This is a genomic window from Serratia sp. PL7 (assembly GCF_945957435.1).
In genome coordinates, this window is record NZ_CAMFLB010000007.1 from 65643 (window position 1) to 86744 (window position 21102).

18 protein-coding genes are annotated in these 21102 nt (G+C 52.2%); 12 read left to right on the top strand and 6 right to left on the bottom strand.

Going from position 1 to position 21102, the window contains the following annotated elements:
- The first annotated feature begins 98 nt into the window (after positions 1-98).
- The 7 genes from N6G83_RS26445 to N6G83_RS26475 all read left to right on the top strand — a co-directional run bounded on the left by N6G83_RS26445 (position 99) and on the right by N6G83_RS26475 (position 7675).
- Positions 99-659, top strand: coding sequence for a fimbrial protein (locus tag N6G83_RS26445; protein ID WP_211134963.1), 561 nt, complete (start codon positions 99-101; stop codon positions 657-659).
- A 58-nt stretch (positions 660-717) separates the two neighbouring features.
- Positions 718-1446: a molecular chaperone gene (locus N6G83_RS26450; protein ID WP_065686542.1), complete on the top strand. Its 729-nt coding sequence runs from the start codon at positions 718-720 to the stop codon at positions 1444-1446.
- A gap of 47 nt (positions 1447-1493) precedes the next feature.
- Positions 1494-4052, top strand: a complete 2559-nt coding sequence (locus tag N6G83_RS26455) for a fimbria/pilus outer membrane usher protein (protein WP_260524057.1) — start codon at positions 1494-1496, stop codon at positions 4050-4052.
- Positions 4053-4054: 2 nt separating this feature from the next.
- A complete protein-coding gene (locus N6G83_RS26460; protein ID WP_211134959.1) occupies positions 4055-5206 on the top strand; it encodes a fimbrial protein in 1152 nt (383 codons plus the stop codon).
- Positions 5207-5428: 222 nt separating this feature from the next.
- Positions 5429-6193, top strand: coding sequence for a winged helix-turn-helix domain-containing protein (locus tag N6G83_RS26465; protein ID WP_211134952.1), 765 nt, complete (start codon positions 5429-5431; stop codon positions 6191-6193).
- Positions 6194-6396: 203 nt separating this feature from the next.
- Positions 6397-7185, top strand: a complete 789-nt coding sequence (locus N6G83_RS26470) for a transcriptional regulator (RefSeq protein ID WP_211134950.1) — start codon at positions 6397-6399, stop codon at positions 7183-7185.
- A complete protein-coding gene (locus tag N6G83_RS26475) occupies positions 7175-7675 on the top strand; it encodes a hypothetical protein (protein ID WP_098930173.1) in 501 nt (166 codons plus the stop codon). Before N6G83_RS26470 ends, N6G83_RS26475 begins: the two co-directional genes overlap by 11 nt.
- Positions 7676-7875: 200 nt before the next feature.
- Here the strand turns inward: N6G83_RS26475 and uraA are convergent, their stop codons facing one another.
- Together uraA and upp are read right to left on the bottom strand one after the other, a co-directional pair.
- A complete protein-coding gene (gene uraA / locus N6G83_RS26480) occupies positions 7876-9165 on the bottom strand; it encodes a uracil permease (protein WP_021178765.1) in 1290 nt (429 codons plus the stop codon).
- A gap of 120 nt (positions 9166-9285) precedes the next feature.
- Entirely contained in the window at positions 9286-9912 is a 627-nt protein-coding gene (gene upp / locus N6G83_RS26485; protein WP_024484908.1) for a uracil phosphoribosyltransferase, read from the bottom strand.
- 255 nt (positions 9913-10167) lie between these two features.
- On the opposite strand from upp, the gene purM reads away from it, so the two are divergent.
- From purM to speG, 3 genes are all read left to right on the top strand, one after another.
- Positions 10168-11205, top strand: a complete 1038-nt coding sequence (purM, locus tag N6G83_RS26490) for a phosphoribosylformylglycinamidine cyclo-ligase (RefSeq protein WP_024527056.1) — start codon at positions 10168-10170, stop codon at positions 11203-11205.
- Positions 11205-11843 carry a phosphoribosylglycinamide formyltransferase gene (gene purN, locus N6G83_RS26495; protein ID WP_098930171.1) on the top strand — a complete coding sequence of 213 codons (639 nt, stop codon included), beginning with the start codon at positions 11205-11207 and terminating at the stop codon, positions 11841-11843. The genes purM and purN overlap by 1 nt, the downstream gene beginning before the upstream one ends.
- A 112-nt stretch (positions 11844-11955) precedes the next feature.
- Complete coding sequence (speG, locus tag N6G83_RS26500) at positions 11956-12513, top strand: spermidine N1-acetyltransferase (protein WP_098930169.1); 558 nt, start codon at positions 11956-11958, stop codon at positions 12511-12513.
- A 42-nt stretch (positions 12514-12555) separates the two neighbouring features.
- Here speG and N6G83_RS26505 read toward each other — a convergent pair whose 3' ends face one another.
- Positions 12556-13062, bottom strand: coding sequence for a DUF1993 family protein (locus tag N6G83_RS26505; protein ID WP_024527053.1), 507 nt, complete (start codon positions 13060-13062; stop codon positions 12556-12558).
- Positions 13063-13371: 309 nt separating this feature from the next.
- On the opposite strand from N6G83_RS26505, the gene N6G83_RS26510 reads away from it, so the two are divergent.
- Entirely contained in the window at positions 13372-14112 is a 741-nt protein-coding gene (locus N6G83_RS26510; protein WP_226906468.1) for a polymer-forming cytoskeletal protein, read from the top strand.
- A gap of 12 nt (positions 14113-14124) precedes the next feature.
- On the opposite strand, the gene pstB is transcribed toward N6G83_RS26510, so the two are convergent.
- Genes pstB through N6G83_RS26525 form a run of 3 tightly spaced genes read right to left on the bottom strand, consistent with a single transcriptional unit; the run spans position 14125 to position 18774 of the window.
- On the bottom strand, positions 14125-14937 hold the full coding sequence (gene pstB, locus N6G83_RS26515) for a phosphate ABC transporter ATP-binding protein PstB (RefSeq protein ID WP_211134948.1): 813 nt from the start codon (positions 14935-14937) through the stop codon (positions 14125-14127).
- A gap of 28 nt (positions 14938-14965) precedes the next feature.
- Positions 14966-16618 (bottom strand): phosphate ABC transporter permease PstA, encoded by a 1653-nt coding sequence (pstA, locus tag N6G83_RS26520; protein ID WP_024527051.1) that lies wholly within the window; start codon positions 16616-16618, stop codon positions 14966-14968.
- The gene (locus N6G83_RS26525) at positions 16615-18774 is read right to left on the bottom strand and encodes an ABC transporter permease subunit (protein ID WP_211134946.1); all 2160 of its coding nucleotides are present in this window, start codon (positions 18772-18774) and stop codon (positions 16615-16617) included. Before N6G83_RS26525 ends, pstA begins: the two co-directional genes overlap by 4 nt.
- A 255-nt stretch (positions 18775-19029) precedes the next feature.
- Here N6G83_RS26525 and ppk1 point away from each other — a divergent pair, with 255 nt between their 5' ends.
- Positions 19030-21093, top strand: coding sequence for a polyphosphate kinase 1 (gene ppk1 / locus N6G83_RS26530; RefSeq protein WP_024486375.1), 2064 nt, complete (start codon positions 19030-19032; stop codon positions 21091-21093).
- Positions 21094-21102: the final 9 nt, after the last annotated feature.

The window sequence follows — 21102 nt, forward strand, 5'->3', positions numbered from 1 at the left end:
ACGAATAAATAAGCCACTTATTGTTCGCTACAGCCTACTTATACACCAAGTATTACCATGATGGTAACGATACTCGATCTATAAAGGACGTTTTAAAGATGAAAAAAACAATTGTTAGTCTTTCTCTGCTGGCTGCACTGGGTTTGACCGCTTCAGCACAGGCTGCTTCAACCGGTACCATTACGTTTAATGGCCTGCTGACTGACAGCACCTGTGACGTGGACATCGAAGGCCAGGGCGCTGATGCCACCATCATTCTGCCCACCGTTAGCGTAACCGAACTGACTAGCGCGGGTGACACCACCGGCCGTGCCTCTTTCAAGATGAACATCTCCAAATGTGTGATCGGTACTACGGGCGGCCATTCCAAGGTTTCGGCGTTCTTCCAACCGGGCAATACGGTAGACCTGGGCACTGGGCGCCTGAAAAACGTTGGCGGTAGCGCCACCAAGGTTGATCTGCAATTACTGGACGTGTCCGGCAACTATAAAGTCATCGACATCGGTAGCACCAACCAGGTCAATGATATGACTTATATCGATATCGATCAGGCCAATGGTACCGCGCTGTTGCCGTACGCCGTTGAATATTATGCCAATGGCCAAACCACGCCGGGTACAGTGACCAGTAGCGTAGTTTATAACCTGCAGTACAAATAATGTTTTGATTTATCAGGGAGGGCAACCTCCCTGTTCATTGTTCAAGGATAGTGTATTTATGTTCAGCAAATCATTCCCGTTAACACTCTGGGCCGCCTTATGCTTTCTACTGATTTCCCCGCTGCCTGGCTCGGCCAGTATTGTGGTCAACGGGACCCGCGTGGTTTATCCAGGGAATGACAAGGAAGTGACCGTTAAATTATCGAATGTCGGTCAGGCTCCCATGTTGGTACAAAGCTGGATTGATACCGGCGACTCCGATGCCAAACCGGAAAAAATTCGCGTGCCCTTTATTCTGACGCCACCCATTAACCGAATCGATCCCAATAAAAGCCAGACGCTACGCCTGAGTTATACCGCATCTCCTGCATTGCCTGAAAATAAAGAATCCGTGTATTGGCTGAACGTATTAGAAATTCCACCGGTGAAGGAAAATATCGCGCCCAATCGCCTGCAGGTCGCCTTCCGTACCCGGATAAAAATCTTCTATCGTCCGGCTGCCATTGCCGATAACACCAAAGCAGCCGACGCTGCCGAAAAGTTGGTTTGGTCTTTTAGCAACGGAAAACTTCAGGCAACCAACTCCTCACCCTATTACGTTTCATTAGTCTCGGTGGTCGTGCATCAAGGGGGAAATACGTTCTCTACTGAAGGCGAGATGGTGCCTCCCGGCGGCGTTCAACAATTCACACTGAAAGACGCGCGCACTTTACTTGCGGGAGCTGCAATCTCCTACGAATACGTTAACGACTGGGGGGCGGTTAAAACAGTGAAGGCTGTTCTTTAATCCGTCGTTGTATTTGGGATAAATATAAACAGGGTTGTTTATCTACTATGCGTCATCCATTCCATTATTCTCTATTGGCTACCATGGTAATGTTGGCCTTCATGCCTGCGGCCCAGGCCACAGAAGATACGCCAGCGATTTTGCGCAACGATGCTCCTACGGGAACTGGCGTGCGTTTCGACCCGATATTTCTAAGCTCGTCTGAGGCAGACGCGGTTGATTTATCCCGCTTTGAACACGGCGCAGCCGCTTCACCGGGCACCTCCCCAGCCGATATCTATGTTAACGGCGAATTGGCGACGCACGAAAAGGTGTTGTTTGTCGAGCAGGCGAATAAGCAAGTCTTGCCTTGCCTGTCACCAGGCATCCTGAAAAAAATCAATTTTAACTATAGCCAGCTGCCAGCCACTTTTACTGAGGCACTTCGCAATGAACAAAGTTGCTATCCGCTCACCCAACTGATCCCACAAGCTCAGGTAGCATTCGACTCAGGGTTACAGCGCCTGGATATCAGCATCCCTCAGGCAATGATGCAGAATATCGCGCGCGGCTATGTCAGCCCGGAGCTGTGGGATAAGGGCATCCCTGCACTGTTGTTAGGGTATAACACCAACGTCTATACCACGCACTCTCGCGGAGAAACCAGCAACTCGGTCTACACCGGGATAAATGCCGGCATCAATATCGGCGCCTGGTATTTCCGACACGACGGGAATTATAACTGGCAGCAGAGGATCGGCGGGCAATACCAGTCGATCAACAACTATGTCGAGCGCGATATTCCGGCGATCTTGGGCCGTGTGCGCCTGGGGGAAACCAGCACCAAAGGGCAGGTGTTTGATACCCTGCCATTCCGAGGGATTGAACTAGTCAACGATGACCGCATGCTGGCCCCTTCCCTGCGCGGGTATGCACCCAATATTCGTGGGATCGCTCGAACCAATGCGCGAGTCACCGTGCGCCAGAACAGTCTGGTTATTTATGAAACCACGGTATCGCCGGGGGCCTTCGTGATTGACGACCTGTACCCGACCGGCTTTGGCGGCAATCTGGACGTGACGGTTAAGGAAGCAGACGGCAGCGTGCAGAACTTTCAGGTTCCTTATGCGTCAGTCGCCCAGTTGCTACGCCCAGGCACCCACCACTACGACGTGGTAGCGGGTAAACTCAATGATATATCGCTGTCCTCAAACCCCACTCTGGTGCAGGCCACTTATCAACGCGGGCTGACCAATACCCTGACCGGTTACGGCGGCCTGCAGGCAAGTAATGATTATTATGCGCTGCAATTGGGGGCAGCATTGAGCACCTCGATTGGCGCGTTCTCCGCCGATGTCAGCCAGGCTCGAGTCCATCTGGAAAGCACCAAAGAGCGGATGAACAGCGGGCAGAGCTTCCAGTTGAGCTACAGCAAGTTCTTGCCGGCAACCAACAGTAACCTGACCATCGCCGCCTATCGCTATTCAACCTCCGGCTATTACGACTATATGACCGCCATGCGGGCGATCGATGCCGAGCAGCGCGGTCAGTCGGCTGACAATATCTGGCGGCCACGTAACCGATTTAATATCACCATGAATCAAGGGCTGCCAGCCGGTTGGGGGCAAATGTATGTCACCGGTTATACCCAGGATTACTGGAATCAAGGCAATACCGATCTTCAATATCAACTGGGCTACAGCAACGAATATCGCGATATCAGCTACAGCCTGAGCGCTGGGCGCGTACGCGGCATGCGGGGCGGTATGGAAACCAACTGGCTGCTGAACCTCAGCATGCCATTAGGGCGTAAAGAAAATGCCAATCTACCCTCGCTGAGCGCCAGCCTGAATCACAGCACCACGGGGCAAAGTGGCCAACAAGTTGGTATTTCTGGCAGTGCCGGGGAAGACTATCAATACAACTACGGCGCCAGCGCGATGCATTATAACCAGGGCGGGGGCAGCAGCATGGCACTCAACGGCGGTTACCGTTCAGCTTACACCCATATGACCGCCACTTACGGCGCGGGAAGACATTACCAGAATGCGTCGGCTGGGCTGAGTGGCACGATGATCGCCTGGCCGCAAGGTATCGTCATGACACCTTATACCGGTGATACCTTCGCCGTGGTTGAAGCCAAAGGGGCGACCGGCGCCAAGGTGGGCGGCTATTCCGGGGTGCGCATCGATCCATGGGGACACGCCGCCGTGCCTTATCTGAACCCGTATGAGATGAATGAAATCACCATCGACCCAAAAGGCATCCCGTACGAAGTCGAGCTGGAAAATACCAGTGACAAAGTTGCCCCACATGCAGGTGCAGTGAGCAAGGTGACGTTTAAAACACAGCAAGGGACACCGCTGTTGATCATGGCGCAACGCACTAATGGCGAAGCAGTGCCATTTGGGGCTGAAGTATTCGACAGTGTGAAAAACAACATCGGCAGCGTTGGCCAGATGGGACAAATTTATGCGCGGGTAGAAAAGCAACGGGACCAGCTTACGGTCAAGTGGGGTAGCCAACCAGGTCAATACTGCCAGCTGAATTATATTTTACCGCCTAAACAACCAGGCTCGACCATTAAAAACATTATCCGCTTTGATTCAATCTGCCGGGAGGATTAACAATGAACAGGTTTACTAACGGGTGGCTTGAAAGCATTCGAACGACCTTAACTCACTATAGCTTGCACGCCTTATTGGTCGTTCTGGTTGCCTACAGTTCAGCTGGTTTAGCGCTAACCTGTAAGATAAATGTGCCGGTCAGAACCGATGCCTTTCCCTTGCAGGGAGGGAATATCACCGTGGGTAATGAACTCCCCCTCGGGTCCATCATTTATCGGCAAAACATCACCTCAACCAAGGATTATGCCAAAGCGCCCCATGGTCTTTGTGATGGCACCGGCCCGCATACGGACAGGCAATATATTTATCTCACCAAAATGCCGCAGTCGCTTTCCAGCTGGCAAGGGGGAACTTATTCAGGAAAAATTTACAACACCAATATCCCTGGCGTTGGCGTGGTGATCGCCAGAGGCAACACGGGTCTTAATGCCACTCCCTTCCAATGGTATAGTGAAACGCGAGCCAGCATTGGTGATATACAGGTGTGGACCACCATCACGATGTTACTGATAAAAACCGGTAATATCACACCGGGTACGCTGAACGGCAGCTCCTTACCTACCGCCGTCATTCGTAACGATTACACCGTTGCCAACGGCAGCGCCGTCCTTTACTCATGGAAGCCCTATACCGTTAACTTTAGTGGCAGTTTAAGGATTATCTCTCAAACCTGCAGCGTACCGGATTATACTGTTGATCTTGGATCCTGGGATATCTTTGATATGATGTCAAAAGGCTCCAGCGAATGGCGTGATGCCTCAATCAAAATGACCAACTGCCCAAGGTTTTACGGTTATATCAATAATGCCTTTAACACGGTCCACTTAACCGGCGCGATTTCTGGGTTAAAATATACCGGTAATGCCATTGGGCTAAAGCTGTCCGCATTATATGGCAACATCAATGCTGCCAGCGGTATCGTCAAATTAGAACCTTCAAACAACACGGCCAACGGCGTTGGTATCCAGCTTGCTTCGGGTAACAAAGCTAGCAACACCCTGTTCAATCTCGGTACTGAGCAGCGGATAGCTGTTAGCAATAGTGCTAATACCAACCTGACAATTCCTTTGGTAGCCAGGTATATCAAAACAGAGAACAAAGTGACACCAGGCAAAGCAGACAGCAAGGTGGTATTCACCATAAATTATTATTAGCAAGCTATCCAAAGCCTTGCTAAATAATAGTGATAATTATAACCTTCTAATGCCGCCAGTTATGGTGGCATTTTTTCGAGACTAATAAACCCCCCATCAGACCTTATCTCCCCTGCGCTTTAATCATGATACTTATATCCCCGCAATCCTTTCTGTGGGCTAGTATGTTTTATATGCTAGACTCACCGCCTTCAGATTATTATTACTATGAAGGAGCTTGAAATGACCAATGATTACCTGATTAACAAAACTATAGTTTACAATAGCGTAGAGGGTGTCATTTTTAAGCTGAATAAACCAGATGTAAAAATAAAGCTGTCAAAACCTGGCGCCGAGTGCTTACGGATCCTGATTGATGCCAAGCATCAGATCATCTCACAAGATGCTCTTGTTAAGGACATTTGGGGGCAAAAAGGAATGGTTGTCGGCCCGAATACGCTTTACCAACATATCTATATGTTAAGAAAAAATTTCGGGGTTTTAGGGATAGATAGAGAGATTATTAAAACCACGCCACAACTCGGATTTAATATATCCACAAACTTTGCTATTGAACGAATAGCAGATGAGTTTCAATGCACAGAAAATCGCGCATCAATTCATGAACAAGTGAGCAAAAATCTGCTGAGATTATCAGTAAATGCAAACATCCCCACCCAGGTTGAGACCTCATCCGGGTGGCATAAGCTATTTTATTTCATGCCGTTTATTATCAGCCTAATCATTTTATTGGTTAATAGCGACCGCCAACTGTTAAATAATGACTCGCTTTCGCATCAATATGGAAACTGTGCCCTCTATAGCTCCTCTGATAATGTATCCTGGACCTATCTCAATTCAAAAGCGCACAGCAGAGAGGCCGTATGTCAAAGCCCAAGCAAACATATCGTGAATGGTATATCAAGTAACACGGTATGCCGGGTTGAAAAACAAGGCTATCCGGTAGGTCGGACCGATACCACGCTATTGTACTGCACCCGCATCTGATACACGTGCAATATGCGAAGCCGGAGTAAGGGCATCCCCCTCCGGCACTTTCTACTGCAACAAAGCATCTGTACCTGGCCGCCGCACGTTGCCTGTTTACTCTTAGACACTATATATATGTTAAATTAAATCGGGATAAGACTTTACATGCGCTGGGAATAATCCTATCCTTATGGGTGGCATTCATTACTCAGAGGATTGAGATGGTTGGTTACTATTTGATAGATAAAAAGATAGTTTACAATATTGATCACGGGGAAGTTTTCAACCTTAATGAGCCAGAAGTAAAAGTAAAGCTTTCTAACCCTGCGGCTAAATGTTTACAAAAACTCATTGATGCCGAACATCAAATTGTCTCTCCAGATGAGCTTATCGATGATATTTGGGGACAGAAAGGCGTTATTGTAGGCACTAATACTCTATATCAGCACATCTATATCCTGAGAAAACACCTTTGCTCACTAGGGTGTGATAAAAATATTATTAAAACAACCCCGCGCTCCGGGTTTAATATCCCGCAAGAATTTACTATTGAGCCCTTTCAGGATGAAGTTGAATACGTACAGCAAGAAGATCATCAAAAACAACAGGTGGAAGAACAACCGGAATTAATAATCAATGAATTACCAAAGAAAAAGCCCGGTTTTATAAAAAAACGCAGCATCTATTTTATGGCGATGGTTTTCATCCTCATTATTGGCTCATCAATTTATATTTACAACGCCAAAGAACCTTTAGAGGTCGATTACACATTAATAGGGAAGTATCAACATTGTGATATTTATGGAGAAGATGGGAAACTCACCCTCTCATATATCAAATCAAGAATTGACACTCACAACATACAGTGCAATAACGTAGAGAACCAGTCTTTGTATTATTTTGTAAATACCGAAATCAAAAGAGAATCAATTTTCTTATGTGATAATCGCATTGATGGTAATGCTAGAAGTAATTGTAAATCATATCATTGGACTGGCTATGAAAACTAAATTCATTATTCCATTAGTAATTTTGACCAGTGCTATTTTGGCCGCTGCGTATTACTTATTTTATTTGGAAAACAAAACAGAAACTATCTCTTGCGAAACTAAACTTTATTACAAATTTTACAAACCCAACCCCGAAGTAGTCGCCAACTACAATATAATTATAAATTTAAAAGGCGACAGCGATAAAGATGATGGAAGAGGTAAATTCTCAATAACTGCAAACTTTAATGATGGAAAGAACACTTACTTTATCAGACGTGATATCATCGTCAGCTACCAAGTTGACGATAATGGCTTGTATTTTTTTAAAACCCTCTATATCAATAAATATGCCCGAGATACCATCCCTGAAAATATCGAAAAACGCATTGTGCCAGATGTTTTTTCTAAAATAAACAGTTTGTCAGGCTACACCATACGCCCAGCAGGTAAGCAAGGGTACTTTATCTATGAAACCGACATTCCGGTCTTTTACTGTAATCGGTTATAAGCGGGCAACCTATGGTAGATGCACGCCCCTGTTGCTCAATAGCCTGCTATCATGATGCAACAAGCAGGCTATCGTGGGCCTGGAAGCACTCAAGAGACATCGCCTGACCATGAAGCCAATATTCCCACCGTTAAGGTGAGTAATATTGGCACAATCACCATCAGGCCCACTCTACCAGCAGGCTAATAGACCTATGCCGATTATTTTTGGTCCAGTCGCTCTTCTGGCACATCGATCACTTCTTCTTCCTTGCGGTACAGGCTGATCAGTTTGAACAACAGGCTCAGGCCGACGCCGACGATGGTCGCCAATGCCATACCTTTCAGCTCTGCTGCACCGATATGCACTTTCGCGCCGCTAACGCCGATAATCAGGATCACCGAGGTCAGGATCAGGTTCTGCGCCTTGTTATAATCCACCTTGGATTCGATCAATACGCGGATACCCGAAGCACCAATCACGCCATACAGCAACAGGGAAACGCCGCCCATCACCGGCACCGGCACCACCTGGATCGCCGCCGCCAGCTTGCCTACGCAGGAAAGCAGAATGGCCAGAATTGCCGCTCCGCCGATCACCCAGGTGCTATAAACCTTGGTGATGGCCATGACACCGATGTTCTCACCATAGGTGGTGTTCGGTGTAGAGCCGAAGAAGCCGGAGATCACGGTGGAAATCCCGTTGGCAAACATTGAGCGGTGGAGGCCAGGATCGCGCAGCAGGTCTTTTTTAACGATGTTTGCCGTGACTACCAGGTGACCAACGTGCTCGGCAATTACCACCAATGCCGCAGGCAGAATGGTGAAGATGGCAAACCACTCAAAGCGTGGCGTGTAGAAGGTCGGCAAGGCAAACCAGTGTGCGTCACGGATTGGCGTCAGATCCACCACGCCCATAAAGAACGACAGCGCATAGCCTACCAACACACCAATCAGGATCGGGATAATCGCCAGGAAACCGCGGAACAGCACCGAGCCCAATACGGTAACACCCAGCGTCACCAGTGAAATGGTGATGGTCGTGCTGTCTGCGGAGGTGCCTTCCGCCGGTAACAGCCCGGCCATGTTGGCCGCCACGCCCGCCAGCTCCAAACCGATGACGGCAACGATTGCGCCCATCGCCGCAGGCGGAAACATCACGTCCAGCCAGCCGGTTCCGGCTTTCTTGACGATCAGCGCGACCAGGCAGAACAGCACGCCGCACATGATAAAGCCACCCAGTGCAACCTCATACCCCAGCGGCAACAGCAGCAACACCGGTGAAATAAACGCAAAGCTGGAGCCCAGATAGGCCGGTATCTTGCCCTTACAGATAAACAGATATAGCAATGTCCCCACGCCGTTAAACAGCAGTACCGTCGCCGGGTTGATCTTGAACAGGATTGGCACCAGCACGGTGGCCCCGAACATGGCAAACAGATGCTGGAAGCTGAGTGGGATGGTCTGGAACAGCGGCGGGCGTTCACTAACGCCGATGGCGCGACGGGTCATGGGGTGTTTTTCCTCTGAGTTAGTATCAGTTGTGTTGGCTTGGTGATAAATGCTCAATGGATTGTCAGGGTTGGCAATCCAAAGGGCATTAAAAAGCCGACTCTCAGGTCGGCTTATTTATTATTTGGTACCAAATATCTTATCGCCTGCATCACCCAGGCCAGGCACGATGTACCCTTTGTCATTCAGACATTGATCGATCGAAGCGGTATACAACTCAACATCTGGATGCGCTTTCTCCAGCGCGGCGATCCCTTCAGGAGCGGCGACCAGCACCAGCACCTTAATGCTGCTGCAACCGGCTTTCTTCAGGAGGTCGATAGTGGCGATCATCGAACCACCAGTAGCCAGCATTGGGTCAACCACCAGCGCCATGCGCTCATCAATGTTGGAAACCAGTTTCTGGAAATAAGGGACCGGCTCCAGGGTTTCTTCATCACGATAAACCCCAACCACGCTGATACGAGCGCTCGGTACGTGCTCCAGCACCCCTTCCATCATGCCCAGACCGGCACGCAGGATTGGCACTACGGTAATCTTCTTCCCTTTAATCTGCTCAACTTCAACCGGCCCACACCAACCTTCGATGGTAACTTTCTCTGTCACCAGATCGGCGGTCGCTTCATAGGTCAGCAAACTACCCACTTCAGAAGCCAGCTCACGAAAGCGTTTGGTGCTGATATCGTGTTCGCGCATCAGACCAAGCTTGTGCTTAACCAGCGGGTGTTTCACCTCAACGATCTTCATCATTTTTCTCCTATTAAGGTGGTTGACGGCCAAAAAAATCGCCGGATTATACCGCCTTTTGCTTCCGACGCCACTACCAATAGCCGGATCGAGATCAACAAAAGCGTGATCAACAGTATAGAAGACGAAAAGTTCGAGCGGGCTCACATGGTTCTCGCAAACGTTTGCTTGCGCTGTTAGAATTGCCGCGCCTGGTTCCGGCACCACCGCCGGAAGCACCGTTCTCAAACCGCAAACCGTCGTGGGGATCGCGCAGTGACCGACAAAACCTCTCTCAGCTATAAAGACGCAGGTGTCGATATCGATGCTGGCAACGCATTGGTAGACCGCATCAAAGGTGTAGTGAAACAGACCCGCCGCCCGGAAGTGATGGGTGGACTGGGCGGTTTTGGCGCCCTGTGCGCGTTGCCGCAAAAATACCGCGAGCCGATACTGGTTTCCGGCACCGACGGCGTGGGCACCAAGCTGCGTCTGGCGATGGATTTAAAACGCCACGACACCATCGGTATCGATCTGGTGGCGATGTGTGTTAACGATCTGGTGGTTCAGGGCGCTGAACCCTTGTTCTTCCTCGATTACTTCGCTACCGGCAAGCTGGATGTGGATACCGCCGCCAGCGTGATCACCGGGATTGCCGAAGGGTGTAAACAGTCCGGCTGTGCGTTAGTGGGTGGCGAGACCGCCGAAATGCCCGGCATGTACCACGGTGAAGACTATGACGTCGCCGGTTTCTGCGTGGGCGTGGTTGAGAAATCTGAAATCATCGACGGCAGCAAAGTACAGTCCGGCGATGCGCTGATCGCTCTGGGCGCTTCAGGCCCGCACTCCAACGGTTATTCGCTGGTGCGCAAGATACTCGAAGTGAGCAAGACCGACCCCACCACCACTGACCTGGCAGGCAAACCGCTGGCAGATCATCTGCTCGAGCCGACCAGGATTTACGTCAAATCGGTACTGGAATTGATCGAGAAAGTGGAAGTGCACGCGATTGCTCACCTGACCGGTGGCGGCTTCTGGGAAAACATCCCACGTGTGTTGCCAGAAGGGATGCAGGCGGTGATCGACGAGTCGAGCTGGCAGTGGCCTGCCGTGTTTAGTTGGTTGCAGCAGGCAGGCAACGTGAGCCGTCATGAAATGTACCGTACCTTTAACTGCGGTGTCGGTATGGTGATTGCGCTGCCACAGGAGTCGGTAGAAAAAGCCATCGCCATATTGACCGCCGCGGGTGAAAAAGCCTGGCAGATTGGTAAACTGACCGCTTCTTCTGACGAACAACAAGTGGTCATCCAGTGATGAAAAAGATTGTGGTGTTGGTCTCCGGCCAGGGGAGTAATCTCCAGGCGCTGATCGATGCCTGCCAACAGGGCCGGATTGCCGCCACTATCGTGGCGGTATTCAGCAATAACGCGCAGGCTTATGGCCTGCAGCGTGCCGAAGAGGCTGGCATTGCCGCTCAAGCGCTGGATGCCAAAGCCTTTGCCGATCGCGAAGCCTTTGACGCCGCGTTGGCGCAGGCTATCGACCAATACCAACCCGATCTGGTGGTGCTGGCCGGTTATATGCGCATTCTCAGCAACGCCTTTGTGCAGCACTATGCCGGGCGCATGCTGAATATCCACCCTTCTCTGCTGCCGAAATACCCTGGGTTGCATACCCATCGTCAGGCTATCGACAACGGCGACGCCGAACATGGCACTTCGGTGCATTTCGTCACGGAGCAGCTCGACGGTGGCCCGGTGATCCTGCAAGCCAAGGTACCGATCTTCCCCGGTGACGAGGAAGATGAGGTCATTGAGCGGGTGCAGACCCAGGAACACACCATATACCCTCTGGTGGTGAGCTGGTTTATCGAAGGGCGGCTGGCAATGCACGATAACGCCGCCTGGCTGGACGATGAACGCCTGCCAGCGCAAGGTTATGCCGCCGACTGATCCGCAATTTAGCCGCAATCTAAACGGTGCCTTTCACGGCGCCGTTTTTTTTCGCCTTGAATCTGCTCCTGGGGTTATACTTTTGCCAGATTACTGATACCTAGGAGAATGTATGTCGAGTACCACCAACGTCAGGCTGCGCCCGCTGGAGCGGGAAGATCTGGCGTTTGTTCACCAGATGGATAACAACGCCAGCGTCATGCGCTACTGGTTCGAAGAACCTTATGAAGCCTTTGTCGAGCTTTCCGATCTGTACGATAAACACATTCACGATCAGAGCGAACGGCGTTTTATCATCGAGCATGAAGGGGCCAAGGTCGGGCTGGTTGAACTGGTAGAGATCGACCATATCCACCGCCGCGCCGAATTCCAGATCATCATCGATCCGGCGCATCAGGGCAAAGGCTACGCCAGCACCGCCGCCAAACTTGCGATGGACTACGGCTTCTCGGTACTTAACCTGTATAAGCTGTATTTGATCGTCGATAAAGAAAACCCGAAGGCGATCCATATTTACAGCAAGCTGGGCTTTGAGGTCGAAGGCGAATTGATTGACGAATTCTTCGTTAGCGGTGCATACCGCACCGTGCTGCGCATGTGCATCTTCCAGCCGCAGTATTTGGCGAAGTTCAAGACTGCCCAGTCTGGTGATAAGCCATTGATTAAATAACAGCCAGCCGGGGAGATATTATTCTCCCCGAAAGATGCAGAATTACTTCGCGCCCAGATAATCCCATTTTCCCACTTCCACACCCTGATTACGCAGGATGTTATAGGCGGTGGTCAGGTGGAAATAAAAGTTGGGGATGGCGAAAGTCAGCAGGAAATCTTGCGCGGTGAAGTGGAAGTCACGCGTTTTGCTTTTAATCTCAATGTTGCGGTCATCGGCCTCGGCAAAATCGGCTGCCTGGAAGCCCTGCACATAGGCGATGGTTTTTTCGATACGCTGGTACAGTTCGGCAAAGCTGGCTTCGTTATCCGGCATGGACGGTACTTCCTGCCCGGCTAATCTGGCCACTGCGCCTTTGGCAGCATCGCTGGCAATTTGTACTTGCCGCAGCAGTGGAAACATATCTGGCGCCAGTCGAGCTTCTAACAGCACGCTTTCAGCCTGCTGCTTCTGCTGCAAGAACTGCTCACCTTTTTTCAGTAACGCCGACAGGATCTGCAAACCACGGACAAACTGCAATGGGGAATGGGCATAAATCGATAAAGACATACAACCTCCAGATGTGAGTGACCAGCCATCTTACGCCGGTTGCCAGAGTAATGTCGTTGAGTTGTTTGACAGAGTGTGTCCGCACTCGATATTCATGCAAAAAATCAATTTAACCTTTAAAATCATACAAATAATCAATTTTTTGGCAACTTCAGAATATCCTGGGTTGGTCAAGCGAGTGGTGAATTAGCTAGCATTATTAGGTATCATCACCCGCTACTACGGATAGCCCTACAGGAACCGTCACGCTGGCTGCCGCCTGGCATCCCGCACTTTCGCGGCGAATGGACTTCTAACGGCCTGAAAAACATGCGTAATTACAACTTATTATGGTGTATATGGGGATTATGGACACTGTCCATCGTTCTCTGGCTGACAGGGATCAGCTTCACCGGTATCTACTTAAAACGCGCGCTGCTGGCCGCCTTGGTCCTGGCACTGTTGGCAACGCTGGCGTTTATCTACAAAATAACAAGGATGGATCAAATGCTGTCATTCAATAAGAAAAATAAAGCCGTTAATGAGGAAAAAGCGCAGGAGCTGATCGATCAGCCCGTGCCTCAGCCGGCTGCTCACTCTGAGCCAAACGCCCTGCCTGAAGTTGCCGACGCCATCAAGCCAATCCGTGCCAAGAAGGACACCTTTATCTCCAATGGTGCGCTGTTCACCGGTGTGATCGAAGGCGATGGCAATATCATTGTCGAAGGCCGGGTTGAGGGAAACATCATTTGCAGCCACATGGTGCGCATTGAAACCAGCGGCCATGTCAAAGGCGAGATCCGCGCCCAGCAAATCATGATCAATGGCCCCGTTGAAGGACGTTGCTTCGCCGACTCGCTGTCAATCCAGCCGAAGGGCAGCATGCGCGGTGATATTTTCGCCGACGAAATCTCCATCGAGAAAGGCGGCCTGTTTATTGGCCAATCGCAGTTGATGCAAAAAACGCCTCCACAGGCCCAGCCCGCTCAGGCAAAAGTGACCGCACTGAAAAAGGTTGAAACTGAACAGCAGGAACAACCGACCGCACAGCCGAGCAAGCATGCCAATTAAGCTCCTCGCCCGTCAGCCATAGCGGCCAGTAATGTAATCCTCTGTACGGCGTTGGCGTGGCGAAGTGAAAATCTCGTCGGTATCGTTATATTCCACCAGCGTCCCCTGGTGGATAAACGCCGTATAATCTGAAACCCGCGCAGCCTGCTGCATGTTGTGGGTCACCAGCACCACGCTGTAGCGCTGTTTCAGCACCGATATCAGTTCCTCGATGGTTAAGGTGGAAATCGGATCCAGCGCAGAGGTCGGTTCATCGAGCAACAACACTTCCGGTTCAACCGCGATCGCCCGTGCAATCACCAACCGCTGTTGTTGGCCGCTGGATAGGCGGAACGCATTTTCCCGTAACCGATCTTTCACCTCATGCCACAGCGCGGCGGCACGTAAGGATCGCTCCACGGCTTCATCCAGAATGCGCCTGTCACGGACGCCCTGTAAGCGCAGGCCGTAAACCACGTTTTCGTAGATCGATTTCGGGAACGGGTTTGGCCGCTGGAATACCATGCCCACGCGCCGCCGCAAAGCGGCAACGTCAATCTGCGGGCCGGAAATGGTTTCGCCATTAAGTTGCAGTTCGCCGTCAATCCGGCAGCGATCCACCAGATCGTTCATCCGGTTAAAGCAGCGCAACAGCGTCGACTTGCCGCAGCCAGAAGGACCGATCAGCGCCGTCACCCGGTGTTTGGGAATGCGCAGGGAAATATTGTGCAGCACCTGCTTGTCACCATAAAACAGATCCAGGCCGTTGACCGCCAGCGCGGTATGCTCATCGGCAAGATGCTGGACATCCAACCGGGGTAGGCTGCCCGGCGTTATCAGACTCATTTGGCACTCCCCAAAAGATTTAACCTTGTTACTGCGACCATGCTTTATACCGCTCCCTTAGCGAATGCCGGATACCCATTGCCGTCAGGTTCAACCCAACAACAATTAACACCAGCAGGAATGCCGTGGCAAACACCAGTGGCCGCGCTGCTTCTACGCTGGGGCTCTGAAATGCCATATCGTAAATCTGGAAGCTCAGATGCATGAATTTACGTTCCAGGTGCAAATAGGGGAAAATATCGTCCACCGGCAGCACCGGTACCGATTTCACCACGCCAACCAGCATCAGCGGAGCTGTTTCCCCAGCCGCTCGTGCTACGGCCAGGATCAGGCCGGTCATCATCGCCGGTGCCGCCATCGGCAGCACGATCCGCCAGAGGGTCTCCGCCCGGGTGGCTCCCAGAGCTAATGACCCTTGGCGCAACGAAACGGGAATGCGCGACAACCCTTCTTCAGTAGCGACAATCACCACCGGCAAGGTCAGCAAGGCCAGGGTCAAGGCGGCCCACAGCACGCCCGGTGTGCCGAACGTTGGGTTCGGCAAGGAGTCGGCGTAAAACAGCCGATCGAGCGAGCCTCCCACCATATAGACAAAGAATCCCAGACCAAATACCCCGTAGACGATCGACGGCACCCCTGCCAGATTCACTACGGAGATGCGGATCAGCCGCGTCAGCAGATTATTACCGGCATACTCGTGCAGATAGACGGCGGCAATCACGCCAAACGGCATCACCACGATCGACATCAGGATCACCATCAACACGGTACCAAAGATCGCCGGGAACACGCCCCCTTCGGTATTGGCTTCCCGTGGGCTGTCGGTCAGAAATTTTTGTATTTGCTTGGCCCAGTGCGCCAGCTTCTGCCCGCTGCTCATGTCGTTCGGGTACCAGGCATCGCGCACCTGGCTCAGGGCAATGGTGTGAACCTGCCCGTGCATGTCGCGCAGCAATAAGGCATCACGCTGGCGATCGCGTTCCAATCCTTGCAGCTTGCCTGCAAGCTGACGGTATTGGCGTTGCAACTCCTGCCGTTCGGCACGGATAGAGGCTTGCCAGCGCGCATCCAGCTTATTCTCACGCTGCAGGCTCTTTTCATGCAGGCGTAAATGCTCAAACTGTTCGTTAATCCGTGCCATGTCGCGAAACTGAATATCATGTGCCTGTCGCGTCAGCGCCGCAATCTGCGGCAAGCGCTGTTGCAACGCCTGGCTCAGATCGCTGCCGGTTAACGGTTGGCCATCTTCCAGTAAACCGGCCAGGTAGCCGTAAGCGGTGCCGTGACTGTTGCGCTCCAACACCAATAAGTCGCGTGGGGTGGTCATTTTACTGACGTCACTGGCCAGCAAAGTACGAAAATCCTGCCCTTCGTTTTCCCGGTTCCCCACTTTGATCAAGTAACGGATAAAGCTTTGTGCTTCTCCTGGTGGCAATGCAACACCGGCGTCTTGCAATTGCTGGCGCGAGATCGTCTGCCGTTGATACAGCTCACCCACGACCGTTACCGGGCCTGCGGCCGTCTGATTCAGCTCGAACTGATAGACTGGGCTGGGCCAGAAATAACGCGTCCCCTGCCCGGCCAGCAGCAGTAAAATGCCGATCAGCGCCAGCAGGCTGATGGCCACCGATGCCGCCGTCAGCCAAATCCACGGGGAGCCGCTTTTCACCCAGCTTCTCATGGTGTCTCCTGGTTCAGCGTATAGCGCTTACGCAAGCGTAAACGTACCGCCTCCGCCAGCGTGTTAAACACAAAGGTAAAGATGAACAGCACCAGCGCGGTCAGGAACAGGACCCGATAATGGCTGCTGCCCGTGACGGCCTCTGGCATTTCGATGGCGATATTGGCCGCCATCGCTCGTAAGCCCTGGAACAGGCTGCCGTCGATCAGCGGCGTGTTGCCGGTGGCCATCAGCACGATCATGGTTTCCCCCACCGCGCGGCCAAAACCGATCATTAGCGCAGAGAAAATACCGGCGCTGGCGGAAGGCAACACCACGCGCAATACGGTTTGCCACTGGGTGGCCCCCAGGGCCAATGAACCCCGGCTAAGCGAGGCTGGCACGCTGAACAACGCATCCTCTGCCAGCGAAAAGATAATCGGCACCAGTGCGAAGCCCATCGCCACGCCCACCACCAACGTATTGCGCTGATCGAAGTCCTCACCCAACCAGAAATGCAGCGGTTCACCAAACAGCTTAAGCTCCAGCCAAGGTCCTACAGCAAGCGCCAGCCAAACCGTTAGCACCACCACCGGTAACAGCAACAGTAAATCCCAACCCGGTGACCAAGGCCGCGTCGTAAATCGGTTAACCAGCCAACTGCATAACAGCACGACCCCTGCCAACAAGAACGGCAAAGCCAACACGGCCAGCAGATAACGCTCGATCATCGGTGCCAGCCAGATACCGGCCACCAGCCCAATCACCACCGTTGGCAACGCGCCCATCACCTCGACCGCCGGTTTGACGACCCGCCTTAACCCTGCCGACATAAAGCAGGCGGTATAAATTGCCCCGGCCAACGCCAGCGGGATGGCGAATAACATGGAGTACGCCGCCGCCTTGAAGGTGCCAAAGATCACCGGCATCAGGCTGAATTTAGCCTGGTAGCTATCTTCCCCCGAGGTGGATTGCCACACATAGGCCGGCTCAGGGTAGTTCTCATACCACAGCCGCTGCCACAGTGAACGCCAGGTGACGTCTGGATAGAGATTATCCACGGCGTAATGCTGCCAACCCTGGGCCGTTTCCAGCAACAGACCGTCGCCACGTGGGGCAAACGCCATCTGTTGTACGTTGGCGGGGAGCTTGTCCTTGAGCAACGGCTTGGACTGGATACTGGAAAACAAGGCGAACTCGCCCTGCGGCTGCAAGGTGGCGAACACCCGCCGATACGGTTCGGCGACCAACAACTCCTGCGTGGTAGTCTGATGGGCAAATTGCTGTATCGGTGCTAACTGGTAGCGCTGGTTTTTCTCCACGTCAAACCATTCACGCAGGCTGCCGTCGCCAGCCTGGATCAGTAATGCGCTCCCCCCTGGCAACGCCGTCAGGCGGTAGGGAGGATGTTCACCCAGGATTCGCGTTTCACGCAGCTGCGGTTGCGTCCCTTCAATCTGATAGCGGGCCAGTTGGTTACCGGTTAACAGATAAAGCTGGCGGCCATCCGGCGTTAGCAGTAGTTGTTGTGGTGCGTCGGCCAAAGGGATTTCCGTGGGTTGGCCCTGAAGCGTCGGGCTGAAACGCCCAAACAGCAGCCGATTGTCGTCCGTTACCGCCGCCAGCAGGAAATTGGCCTGGCGGACTTGTGCCAGGCTTAGCAATGTCAATGCATGCCCATGGGGATCAAACGCCAAGGGCTCCTGCCCCAGCGGGAAACGCCACTGGGGTTCACCACCGCCCGCCGGTGCAAAATCTGCTTGGGCAACCACCAATCGGCCATCCCCGCGAGCCAGGGCAAACAGGTCACGCTCTCCAACCGCCTGAGCCAATAATGTAGGCTGGCTCAATAGCGTTTGCTGTGCAGGGTTATTGCTCGGTGCCTGCAACGGATAAAAATGCCCTTCCCCCTGGCGATCGATGCGATAACCAATACGCTGCTGTACGTCCATCCCAATGGCCAGCGCCGGGGAGCTGTAGCTCATTGGCAATACGCGCGAAGTGCCTAGCGAGGCCGGTTTGAACAGCGGTAAAACCGAAAGCAAGAGATAGACAAAGATCAGCATCAGCGTCATCAATACCAGCAGCCCGCTGACGGTCACGGCCCCTTGTACGCCACGATCAACGTGCGCACGCAGGCGATCCCGGGGATGTTGGTTAAGCGTTGTCTGTGCCATTTGCCTGTCGTCGGTTCCGTTGTCGGGCTTGCACCCAAAGATAACCGGGCATCTTATGTCAGTTTTGTGACGTTTGCATGACAAAGTTGCCGGGTACCACGATGGAGGAATAACAATTTGTGGCGGGCAATGCGGCGGGATAACTCCGCAGATATGTTGGACATTGTTGTCAATCTCTCGCAATAATGAAGAAGGACACTAGAGCGGTATTCGGCGATAAGTCCGATCCTTTTCTAAAATTGAACTGGAGTAGCAATGGGTCAGGAAAAGCTCTACATCGACAAAGAATTAAGCTGGTTATCCTTTAATGAACGCGTGTTGCAGGAAGCCGCAGATAAGAGCAATCCCTTGATTGAGCGCATGCGATTTCTGGGCATTTACTCCAATAACCTGGATGAATTCTACAAAGTCCGCTTTGCCGATCTGAAACGGCGCATCTTGATCAGCGAAGAACAGGGTTCAGGTGGCGCTTCACGTCATTTGCTGAAAAAAATTCAGGCCAAGGTGCTGAAGACCGATCAGGAGTTCGACGGCCTGTACAACGATCTGCTGCTGGAGATGGCGCGCAACCAGATCTTCCTGATCAACGAGCGCCAGGTGTCGGAGAACCAGCAAATCTGGCTGCGGCAATACTTCAAGCATCATTTGCGCCAGCACATCACGCCGATCCTGATCAATCACGACACCAATCTGGTGCAGTTCCTGAAGGACGATTACACCTATCTGGCGGTGGAGATCATTCGCGGTACGCGCATCGATTATGCGTTACTGGAAATTCCTTCCGATAAAGTGCCCCGTTTCGTCAATCTGCCGCCGGAAGCCCCCCGCCGACGCAAGCCAATGATCCTGTTGGATAACATCCTGCGCTATTGCCTGGACGACATCTTCAAGGGCTTCTTCGACTATGACGCGCTCAACGCCTATTCGATGAAAATGACGCGCGATGCAGAATACGATCTGGTGACCGAAATGGAATCCAGCCTGTTGGAACTGATGTCGTCGAGCCTGAAACAGCGCCTGACCGCCGAGCCGGTACGCTTTGTGTATCAGCGCGATATGCCCAACGAGATGGTGGAGCTGCTACGCAACAAGCTGGGGATATCCAATTACGACTCGGTGATTGCCGGTGGCCGTTACCACAATTTTAAAGACTTCATCAGCTTCCCGAACGTCGGCAAGGCCAATCTGGTCAATCGCCCGTTACCGCGCCTGCGGCATATCTGGTTCGATAAATTCCGCAATGGCTTCGATGCCATCCGCGAAAAAGACGTGCTGCTGTATTACCCGTACCACACCTTTGAACACGTGCTGGAGCTGTTGCGTCAGGCGTCGTTCGATCCCAGCGTGCTGGCGATAAAAATCAATATCTATCGGGTAGCCAAAGACTCGCGCATTATCGAATCGATGATCCATGCGGCGCATAACGGCAAGAAAGTGACCGTGGTGGTGGAGCTACAGGCACGCTTCGACGAAGAGGCCAACATCCACTGGGCCAAACGCTTGACCGAGGCCGGGGTGCACGTGATCTTCTCCGCACCGGGGCTGAAAATTCACGCCAAACTATTCCTGATTTCGCGCCGTGAAGGCGACGATATTGTGCGCTATGCTCATATTGGTACCGGCAACTTTAACGAAAAAACCGCCCGTATCTACACCGACTACTCGCTGCTGACCGCCGATTCGCGCATCACTAACGAAGTACGCCGGGTATTCAATTTTATTGAAAATCCGTACCGGCCGGTCTCCTTCGACAACCTGATGGTGTCGCCGCAGAACTCCCGCCGTATGCTGTACGATCTGATCGATCGTGAAATTGCCAACGCATTAGCCGGTGAAAACGCCGCTATTATGTTGAAAATAAATAATCTGGTGGATAAAGGGCTGGTAGATCGGTTATATACCGCTGCCGCTGCCGGCGTGAAAATCCGTCTGTTGGTACGTGGCATGTGTTCGCTGATCCCCAACCTGCCGGGCATTAGTGACAATATTCAGGTTATCAGCATCGTCGACCGTTTTCTGGAACACGATCGGGTATACGTTTTCGAAAACAAAGGTGACAAACGGGTTTACCTCTCTTCCGCCGACTGGATGACCCGTAACATAGATTACCGTATCGAAGTGGCAGTATCGCTGCTGGATCCGGCGCTCAAGCAGCGCGTTCTGGACATTCTGGAGCTGCTGTTCAGCGATACGGTCAAGGCACGCTATATCGATAAAGAACTGAGCAACCAGTATGTACCGCGTGGCAATCGCCGTAAGGTCCGTGCACAGGTGGCCATTTATGAGTATTTAAAAGCTCTGGAACAACCGGACAACTAGGCCAGCAAC

Bases quoted from the DNA above. Each gene is read 5' to 3' on its own strand.
- N6G83_RS26445 (WP_211134963.1), top strand. From the start codon at position 99: ATGAAAAAAACAATTGTTAGTCTTTCTCTGCTGGCTGCACTGGGTTTG.
- N6G83_RS26450 (WP_065686542.1), top strand. From the start codon at position 718: ATGTTCAGCAAATCATTCCCGTTAACACTCTGGGCCGCCTTATGCTTT.
- N6G83_RS26455 (WP_260524057.1), top strand. From the start codon at position 1,494: ATGCGTCATCCATTCCATTATTCTCTATTGGCTACCATGGTAATGTTG.
- N6G83_RS26460 (WP_211134959.1), top strand. From the start codon at position 4,055: ATGAACAGGTTTACTAACGGGTGGCTTGAAAGCATTCGAACGACCTTA.
- N6G83_RS26465 (WP_211134952.1), top strand. From the start codon at position 5,429: ATGACCAATGATTACCTGATTAACAAAACTATAGTTTACAATAGCGTA.
- N6G83_RS26470 (WP_211134950.1), top strand. From the start codon at position 6,397: ATGGTTGGTTACTATTTGATAGATAAAAAGATAGTTTACAATATTGAT.
- N6G83_RS26475 (WP_098930173.1), top strand. From the start codon at position 7,175: ATGAAAACTAAATTCATTATTCCATTAGTAATTTTGACCAGTGCTATT.
- uraA (WP_021178765.1), bottom strand. From the start codon at position 9,165: ATGACCCGTCGCGCCATCGGCGTTAGTGAACGCCCGCCGCTGTTCCAG.
- upp (WP_024484908.1), bottom strand. From the start codon at position 9,912: ATGAAGATCGTTGAGGTGAAACACCCGCTGGTTAAGCACAAGCTTGGT.
- purN (WP_098930171.1), top strand. From the start codon at position 11,205: ATGAAAAAGATTGTGGTGTTGGTCTCCGGCCAGGGGAGTAATCTCCAG.
- speG (WP_098930169.1), top strand. From the start codon at position 11,956: ATGTCGAGTACCACCAACGTCAGGCTGCGCCCGCTGGAGCGGGAAGAT.
- N6G83_RS26505 (WP_024527053.1), bottom strand. From the start codon at position 13,062: ATGTCTTTATCGATTTATGCCCATTCCCCATTGCAGTTTGTCCGTGGT.
- N6G83_RS26510 (WP_226906468.1), top strand. From the start codon at position 13,372: ATGCGTAATTACAACTTATTATGGTGTATATGGGGATTATGGACACTG.
- pstB (WP_211134948.1), bottom strand. From the start codon at position 14,937: ATGAGTCTGATAACGCCGGGCAGCCTACCCCGGTTGGATGTCCAGCAT.
- pstA (WP_024527051.1), bottom strand. From the start codon at position 16,618: ATGAGAAGCTGGGTGAAAAGCGGCTCCCCGTGGATTTGGCTGACGGCG.
- N6G83_RS26525 (WP_211134946.1), bottom strand. From the start codon at position 18,774: ATGGCACAGACAACGCTTAACCAACATCCCCGGGATCGCCTGCGTGCG.
- ppk1 (WP_024486375.1), top strand. From the start codon at position 19,030: ATGGGTCAGGAAAAGCTCTACATCGACAAAGAATTAAGCTGGTTATCC.